The organism is Streptomyces fuscigenes (genome assembly GCF_021556455.1).
Taxonomy (GTDB): Bacteria; Actinomycetota; Actinomycetes; order Streptomycetales; family Streptomycetaceae; genus Streptomyces; species Streptomyces fuscigenes.
The window spans coordinates 1-8,017 of the sequence record NZ_JAKGCV010000259.1; the positions used below are offsets into that span (position 1 = coordinate 1).

General features: G+C 75.3%; 8 protein-coding genes. 7 read left to right on the top strand and 1 reads right to left on the bottom strand.

Annotated elements, in window-relative coordinates:
- From L1885_RS19240 to L1885_RS19250, 3 genes are all read left to right on the top strand, one after another.
- A partial coding sequence (locus tag L1885_RS19240; RefSeq protein WP_235798395.1) for a glycosyltransferase family protein occupies window positions 1–1,101 on the top strand: 1,101 nt, incomplete at its 5' end.
- Window positions 1,098–1,994, top strand: a complete 897-nt coding sequence (locus L1885_RS19245; RefSeq protein ID WP_235798396.1) for a DMT family transporter — start codon at window positions 1,098–1,100, stop codon at window positions 1,992–1,994. The genes L1885_RS19240 and L1885_RS19245, both read left to right, overlap by 4 nt.
- 154 nt (window positions 1,995–2,148) lie before the next feature.
- Complete coding sequence (locus L1885_RS19250) at window positions 2,149–3,018, top strand: 3-hydroxybutyryl-CoA dehydrogenase (RefSeq protein ID WP_308117351.1); 870 nt, start codon at window positions 2,149–2,151, stop codon at window positions 3,016–3,018.
- Between the two features lie 111 nt (window positions 3,019–3,129).
- Here L1885_RS19250 and L1885_RS19255 read toward each other — a convergent pair whose 3' ends face one another.
- Complete coding sequence (locus L1885_RS19255; protein ID WP_235798397.1) at window positions 3,130–3,636, bottom strand: GNAT family N-acetyltransferase; 507 nt, start codon at window positions 3,634–3,636, stop codon at window positions 3,130–3,132.
- A gap of 562 nt (window positions 3,637–4,198) precedes the next feature.
- Here L1885_RS19255 and L1885_RS19260 point away from each other — a divergent pair.
- The 4 genes from L1885_RS19260 to L1885_RS19275 all read left to right on the top strand — a co-directional run bounded on the left by L1885_RS19260 (window position 4,199) and on the right by L1885_RS19275 (window position 7,896).
- Window positions 4,199–4,336 carry a hypothetical protein gene (locus L1885_RS19260; RefSeq protein ID WP_235798398.1) on the top strand — a complete coding sequence of 46 codons (138 nt, stop codon included), beginning with the start codon at window positions 4,199–4,201 and terminating at the stop codon, window positions 4,334–4,336.
- 599 nt (window positions 4,337–4,935) lie between these two features.
- Window positions 4,936–5,883 carry an amino acid ABC transporter permease gene (locus L1885_RS19265; protein WP_235798399.1) on the top strand — a complete coding sequence of 316 codons (948 nt, stop codon included), beginning with the start codon at window positions 4,936–4,938 and terminating at the stop codon, window positions 5,881–5,883.
- Window positions 5,880–6,725 (top strand): amino acid ABC transporter ATP-binding protein, encoded by an 846-nt coding sequence (locus L1885_RS19270; protein WP_235798400.1) that lies wholly within the window; start codon window positions 5,880–5,882, stop codon window positions 6,723–6,725. The genes L1885_RS19265 and L1885_RS19270 overlap by 4 nt, the downstream gene beginning before the upstream one ends.
- Before the next feature lie 115 nt (window positions 6,726–6,840).
- A complete protein-coding gene (locus tag L1885_RS19275) occupies window positions 6,841–7,896 on the top strand; it encodes a transporter substrate-binding domain-containing protein (RefSeq protein WP_235798401.1) in 1,056 nt (351 codons plus the stop codon).
- Window positions 7,897–8,017 lie beyond the last annotated feature (121 nt).

Here is an 8,017-nt window from a genome sequence, read left to right on the forward strand (position 1 = left end):
AGCGGGGCCGCCTTCGCGCTCGCGCCACTGGTGCAGATGTACGCGCAGGAGGGCCGGTCCTACGCGTCGGTCGGCGCGCTGGTGGCGCTGGCGACGTACCTCCTCGTGCGGGGGCTGGACGGCGGCGGCCGGCGGGTGTGGACCGGCTACGCGGCGGCGGCCGCGGCGGCGGGCTGGCTGCACGAGTTCGCCCTGCCGGCGCTCGTGGCCCACGGGATCACCGTGCTGAGCACGGGAGTTCCGTGCGCGGTCCGGCGCAGGTGGTGCGCCGCCGCGGGCGCCGCGGTCCTCGCGGTGGCGCCGCTCGCCGCGTTCAGCTCCCGCCAGTCGGGGCAGGTGGCGTGGATCGCCGGGCCGAGCGTGCTCCAGTGGGCGGGGATCGGCGCCCTGACGCTGCTGGGCGCCGGCTGCGCGTACCTCGTCCGGCGGGCGGCGGGCCCGGAAGCGGCGCGCGGGCGGGGACCGGTGTCGCCGGCCGGGATCGGGCTGCCGCTGCTGATCGCCCCCACGGCGGTGCTGCTGGCCGCCGCCGCGTACCGGCCCGTGTACCTGGACCGCTACGTCCTCTACTCCTACGTCGGCCTCGCGCTGGTGCTGGGCCAGGCGCTCGCACTCCTGCTGGCCCACCGCCCGGCGCGGGGCGGTGCCCGGGCCCGGCGGCTGGCGCTCCTCGGGGTGCGGGCCGGGGTCGCGCTCGCGGTCCTTTCGCTGCTGCCCGTCTCGGTGCGGATGCGCACGCCTGAGGGCCGCAAGGACGACGTGGCGGCCGTCGCGGCCACCGTGCGGCAGGTCACCGGGCACACGCGGGCGGACGGCGTGCTGTTCATGCCGGCGAGGCGGCGCGAGTGGCGGATGTCGTATCCGGGCCCCTACCGGGGACTGCGCGATCTCGCGCTGCGCCGGGGCCCGGTGCACTCGCACACGCTGGAGGGCGTCGAGCTGCCGGCGCCCCTGATCCGGCAGCGGGTGCTGGCGGCTCGGCGCATCGTGGCCCTGACGGACCCGCCGGACCCGCCGGACGCGTGCGGCCCGTGCGGGCTCGCGCCGGCCGCCCCCGGCCCCTCCGCCCGCAAGGCACCTCACTGCTACGCTCGTGCATGACAGCACAAAGTAGCGCTACCGTCGCTCGGCCGATACCGGTCCGCGGAGGCACCCTCCTCGCGTGCGCCGGGGTGGCGGCCTTCTCGCTCACCTTCCCCTCCACCGTCTGGGGCCTCGAAAGCTTCGGGCCCTGGGCACTGGTGGCCCTGCGCACGGTGATCGCCGCGCTGATCGCGGGCGCCTTCCTGCTCGCGCGGCGGGTGCCGGTGCCGGCCCGCGCGCACTGGGGCCCGCTCGCGGCCGTCGCGGGCGGCACGGTCGTCGGCTTCCCGATCCTCACGACGCTGGCGCTCGGCACGTCCAGCACCTCCCACGCGGCCGTGGTGGTCGGGCTGCTGCCGCTCAGCACCGCCGTGTACGGGGCGGCGCGGGGGCACCGCGCTCCGTCCCGGACGTTCTGGTGCGGGGCGCTGGCCGGGGCCGCCGTGGTGGTGGCCTTCGCCGTCCAGCAGGGCGGCGGCACGCTCTCGGCCGGCGACCTGTGTCTCTTCGGCGCCCTGCTGGTGTGCGCGGCGGGCTACGCCGAGGGCGGGCGCCTCGCGCGTGAGATGCCGGGCTGGCAGGTGGTGGGCTGGGCCCTGGTCGCCTGCCTGCCGCTCGCGGTCGCCGGAGGGGCCGTGGCACTCGCGTACGAACCGGTGCGCCTCGGCGTCCACGGCGTGGCCGGCCTGCTGTGGGTGGCCGCCGGCTCGACGTTTAGCGGGCTCTACGCCTGGTACCGGGGCATGGGCGCGATCGGGGTCGCCCGGGCCAGCCAGCTGCAGCTCGGGCAGCCCCTGCTGACGCTCGTCTGGTCCGTCCTGCTGCTGGGCGAGCGCCTGAGCGCGGTCGCGGTGGCGGCCGCCGTCGCCGTGCTGGTCTGCATCACGGTCACGCAGCGCGCACGCGTCTGACCCGCGGGCGCGTGCGGGCGCTTCCGGCGCACACGCCGGTACACGCGCCCCTCCCTGAGCCACCGCACGCCGGAGCGCAGAGTAACGTCTTGGCGCGGACTCCCCCGGAATCGCACGGGGGCCGGCGGAGAACAGCGATCAGTGAGGGGTCGACGTGACGGACACCAGGACCGATATCTCCCGCGTCGGAGTGGTGGGATGCGGCCAGATGGGCGCGGGCATCGCCGAGGTGGCGGCCCGCAGCGGCCTGGAGGTGATGGTCGCCGAGACCACCGGCGAGGCCCTGGAGATCGGCCGTACGCGCATCGTGGCGTCGCTGACGAAGGCCGCGGAGCGCGGGAAGATCACCGAGGTCCAGCGCGACGACGCGCTCGATCGCCTCACCTACACGACGAACCTGGGCGAGTTCGCGGACCGCGACCTCGTGATCGAGGCCGTCGTGGAGAACGAGCAGGTCAAGACCGAGATCTTCCGCGTCCTCGACCAGGTGGTGACCCGCCCGGACGCGATCCTCGCCTCGAACACGTCCTCCATCCCGCTGGTGCGCCTCGCGGTCGCCACCTCGCGCCCCGACCAGGTCATCGGCATCCACTTCTTCAACCCGGCGCCCGTGCAGCGGCTGGTCGAGCTGATTCCCGCGCTCACGACGTCCGACGAGACGCTCAAGCGCGCGGAGGAGGTCGTCGGCGGCATGCTCGGCAAGCACACCATCCGCGCCCAGGACCGCTCCGGCTTCGTCGTGAACGCGCTGCTGATCCCCTACCTGCTGGCCGCGATCCGCATGTTCGAGTCGGGCATCGCGAGCCGCGAGGACATCGACAACGGCATGGAGCTGGGCTGCGCCCACCCGATGGGTCCCCTGAAGCTCACGGACCTCATCGGCCTGGACACCGTCGCCTCGGTGGCGGACTCGATGTACGCCGAGTTCAAGGAGCCCCTGTACGCGGCTCCCCCGCTGCTCCAGCGCATGGTCGACGCGGGCCGGCTGGGCCGCAAGACGAACTACGGCTTCTACTCGTACTGAGCCGCCGGCCCGGCGGGCGCGCCGATCGTGCAGGGGCGGACCGCCCGGCGCAGGGGCGGACCGCCCGGCCCGGACCTCGGTCATCGCGGGGCGGGCGGCCCCGCGGGCGCTTCAGCCGGTGCCCGCGAGGTCCTTGGTGAACGGCAGCGGACCGATCGACTCCGGGTCCGCGGCCAGGTCGAACAACGGCCGGTAGCCGGCGGCCAGATACAGCGCGCGGGCCTCCGGCTGGCGCGGCCCGGTGGTCAGGAACACCCTGCGGTAGCCGCGGGCGGCGGCCTCACGCTCCAGCTCGGCGACGACGCGCCGGGCGAGACCCCTCCTGCGGTGGGCCGGGTGGGTCCAGATGCGCTTGAGTTCGGCGGTCGTGGCGTCGTGGCGACGGAAGGCGCCGCCCGCCACACCCGCGCCCGCCTCCATGAGCAGCAGCAGTGCCCCGTCCGGAGGTTCGAACTCGGCGCCCGGGTAGCGGGCCATCTCGGCGTGGGCGTCCTTCCCGTACCGGGCGGAGTACTCGTCGCCGAGCTGGCGCAGCATCGGCGCCACCAGCGGGTCGGAGACGACCGTGCGCAGCCAGGTGGTGCCGGGGGGCTCTGCGGCGGGGGGCACAGTGGTCATGGCGGGGAGCCTTCCTGCGGGCGGCGCGAAACGCACGCCGGTGGCCGTGGGGTGCGGACGGGCCAACCGCGCGCGGGCGGGATCGGGGCCGTCCCGAACGGGGGCGCCTGTCCCGCCCTCGCCGGGCGCGCGGACGACGCTCCCGGGGTGCGCCGACGCGCGGCACCGTCCCGGGCCGCGACGCACGCGGCCGGCAGGGGACGGTCGCGGACGCCGGACCGCGGGTCGGCCTCCGCGAGAGGCCCGGACGGGCGACGACGGGGTGCGCGGCGTCCGCGGCGGACAGGGCGGGCCGGGGACGAGAAGGGGCTGCCGTCAGGCGCGACACGAGGCGGACCACACGCGACCGAAGTCGATGTGTCCGCGGGTGATCAGCGCAACTCGCCTCTGCATGGCTCCAGTCGACCACCGGGGCGATGTCCCGTCAACTGCCGTCCTGAGCAGTGGGACGGCCCGCCGGGGGCGTTGACACCGGCGCCGCGCCCGTGCCTAACTGATGGCCCCGCCGGCACCTCTGCCGGCGGCACGCGACGCCCCGAGGGGCGCACGAGGGGTGGCGGCGGTGACAGCATTGGACACAGCCGAAGAGGCCACGTGGCTCAGCCACGGCCGGTTCTCCGCGGTCCTGGACCGCAGTGTCGACCTGCTGCGCGTCAGCAGCGCCCTCTGTACGCGCTGCCTCCCCGCCCCCCGGGCGTGACACCGCTGCCGCCTCCCGGGCGGCGCTGGGCCCAGCGGGCTCCCCGGTTGCCCGCCTGATCCGCCGGGGGCCTGCCACCACCCCCGTCCCACCGCCTCCGGACCCACCGCGCGTCCGGGACTCCCCCGCGCGCCGGCACTCCCGCACGTGCGCCTTCGCGCAGCAGTACGGGATCCCCCCGGGCCGCGGGTCCGGCCGCCTCCGCTCCCGGCGGCGTCGCGTCCGGGCCCGCCGGTCCGGCGCCGCCGCCCCCGTGCGGGGACCACTCGCCGCCGGTGTCACGCCCTGCCCCGGGACGTGAGGAGACCACCGCTTCCTGCCCGCCCGTGCGCCGCTTCACCGCGCCCCGGGACACGCCGCGCGCACCGACGGCCGGTGTCCCGTGCGGCCGGCCCGGCGCTGGCAGGCCGAAGGGGGCTTCCCGCCCCCGTGCCGCCCGAGCCCGATCCGACTTCGCTGGAGCCCCGATGAACGAACCGCCCGCAGCCCCGCCCCAACCGGCCCCGGCCCCGGCCCCGGCCCCGGCCCCGGCCCCGGCCCGCGACAGCCTTCCGCCCGGTCCCACCGCGTCCCCGCCCGCCCCTGCCGACGCACACGGGATGCCGTTCGCGGCGGGCGGGACGGCCACGGCATCCGCCGCGCCCCGGCGCGTCCTGCCGCAGCGCCGGCCCTGGCGGTGGGCCGCCACCCTGCTCCTGCTGGTGGTGGCCGCCCAGGTGGCGCACGGACTGGCGACCAACCCGTTCTACCAGTGGGACCGCTTCCAGTACTGGTTCCTGCGGCCCTCCATACTCGGCGGCCTGCTGATCACACTGAAGGTCGCCGCCTACAGCGCGGTGGCGGGCCTGCTGGGCGGGACCGCGCTGGCGCTCGGCCGCCTGTCCCGCAACCCCGTTGTGCGGGCGGCGAGTTGGCTCTACATCTGGCTGTTCCGCTCGGTGCCCCTGATCGTCGTACTGCTGTTCCTCTACAACTTCTCGGCGTTGTACAAGTCGCTGAGCCTCGGCGTCCCGTTCGGCCCCGGCTTCCTCTCCTTCGACGAGTCGCACCTCGCCACGGACCTCGTGATCGCCGTGGTGGGGCTGAGCCTCAACGAGGCGGCCTACGCGGCCGAGGTGGTCCGGGCGGGCCTGCTCTCGGTCGACCACGGCCAGCACGAGGCGGCCGACGCGCTCGGGCTGCCACCCCGCTACCGGTTCACCCGCATCGTCCTTCCCCAGGCCATGCGGGCCATCGTTCCGTCGTACGTCAACCAGCTCATCGGGCTGGTCAAGAGCACCTCGTTGGTCTTCTACGTCTCGCTGCTCGACCTGTTCGGCCAGGTGCAGAACATGGGGAGCACGTTCCCCGGCGACGTCGTGCCCCTTCTGCTCGTCGCGACCGTCTGGTACGTGATCCTGACCAGTGCCGTGTCCGTCGTCCAGTACTACGTGGAACGGCGCTTCGCCCGCGGGGCACTGCGGACGCCGCCGCCCACACCACCGGCGAGGCTGCGTGCCGCGGCACGCGCCCTCCGGGCCCGGATCGCCCTGGGGGCCGCCGCATGAGCGCGCCCCTCGCCGGCACCGGTGCCCCCGGCCCCGGCAGCGCCCCACACGCCGCCACCGCGACCCCGCGCCGGGCGGGGCCGCCCGCCGCGGTGGAGGTCCGCGGCGCACACAAGTGGTACGGGGCGCACCACGTGCTCGACGGCGTCGAACTGACCGTTCCCGCGGGGCGGGTCACCGCGGTGCTCGGCCCCTCGGGCAGCGGCAAGTCCACCCTGCTGCGGGCGATCAACCATTTGGAGAAGCTCGATTCGGGACACGTCCTCGTCAACGGCGAGCTGATCGGCGTGCGGCGGCAGGGCACGCGGCTGCGGGAGCTCGGCGAGCGCGCGATCCGCGCCCAGCGCGGGCGCATCGGTTTCGTCTTCCAGGACTTCAACCTCTTCCCCCACCTGACGGCCGCCCAGAACGTGGCCGCCGCGCCCGTCGCGACGGGACGCAGAACACGCGCCGACGCCCAGGAGTGGGCCAGGTCCCTGCTGGGACTGGTCGGCCTCGCGGGCAAGGCCGACGCCTACCCGCGCCAGCTCTCCGGCGGCCAGCAGCAGCGCGTCGCCATCGCCCGCGCCATGGCGCTCGAACCGGGCGTGATCCTCTTCGACGAACCCACCTCCGCCCTCGACCCGGAACTCGTCGGGGAGGTACTGGACGTCATCAAGTCGCTGGCCGGCACCGGTACGACGCTGATCGTGGTGACGCACGAGATCGGCTTCGCGCGGGAGATCGCCGACGACGTCGTCTTCCTCGACGGAGGCCGGATCGTCGAGCAGGGCCCGCCCGGGGAGGTGCTGGTCCACCCGCGCAGCCCCCGCACCCGCGCGTTCCTGAGCCGCGCCGTCTGACCACCGCCCCCACACACCCCGCCCCGCACACACCCCGCCGCGCCCCGGTGCCGGGGCCCGCGCCCACCACTGTGCCGTCCGCGCCCGCGCGCACATCCCACCTCCCGAGGAACCCATGCCGCCCTTCCGTGAGCCCACCCGTTCCGCCCGCCCGCCGCGCCGCCCCGTCTCGCGGGGCGCAGTGGCCGCAGTGGCCGCCTCCGCGCTCGCCCTCGCCCTGGCCGCCTGCGGGGGCCCCTCCCCGTCCGCGAAGGACGCCACTGACCGGGGCGCCGCCAAGGGCACGGTCGCCGTCGGGACGCTGTCCAACGGCGCCGCCCGGCAGACCACCGTGAAGGTGCCCGAAGTCGCCACCATACGTGCCGAGTTGCCGAAGTCCCTGCTGGCGCGGGGCACACTCGGCATCGGGCTGGGCTTCCTGCCCGCGGGGTCGCCTCCGCTCGGCTTCGTCGGCACCGACCAGAAGACCGTCACGGGATCCGAGCCGGACCTCGGGCGCCTCGTCGCGGCGGTCTTCGGCCTGAGACCCCAGATCGCCAACGCGACCTGGGACAACCTGTTCGTCGGCATCGACAGCGGCCGGACCGACGTCGGCTTCTCCAACATCACGGACACCGAACAGCGCAAGGAGAAATACGAGTTCGCCTGCTACCGCAAGGACAACCTCGGCTTCGAGGTCCGTGCCTCCGACTCCTGGAGGTTCGACGGCACGTACCGCTCCCTGGCGGGCAAGACCGTCGCCGTGGGCGCGGGCACCAATCAGGAGAAACTGCTGCTGCACTGGCGCGACCAGCTGAAGGCAGCGGGCAGGACGCTCACCGTCAAGTACTTCCAGGACACGAACAGCACCTACCTCGCCCTGGGCGCCGGGCGCATCGACGCCTACCTCGCGCCCAACCCCAGCGTCGCGTACCACACCGCGCGCACGGCGGGAACGCCCAACGCCACCCGTAGTGCGGGGACGTACTCCGGGGCGGGCGCCACGCTCCAGGGACTGATCTGCGCGACGGCCAAGAAGGGCAGCGGTCTCGCGAAACCCCTCGCCGACGCCGTGGACTACCTGATCCGGCACGGCCAGTACGCGGCCTGGCTCAAGGCGTGGAACCTGACCGACGAGGCGGTGCCGTCCTCCCTCGTCAACCCGCCGGGCCTGCCGGTCGGCAACGCCTGAGCCCGGGCGACGAGGCCGGTACCGGAACCCGGGCGACGGGATGCGCGGCCGCCGCACCGGCCGCGCGTCCCGAAACCCCGGGACCGCTGGGCCGGCCGGCTGCGGAGCGGCCCGGGCCCGC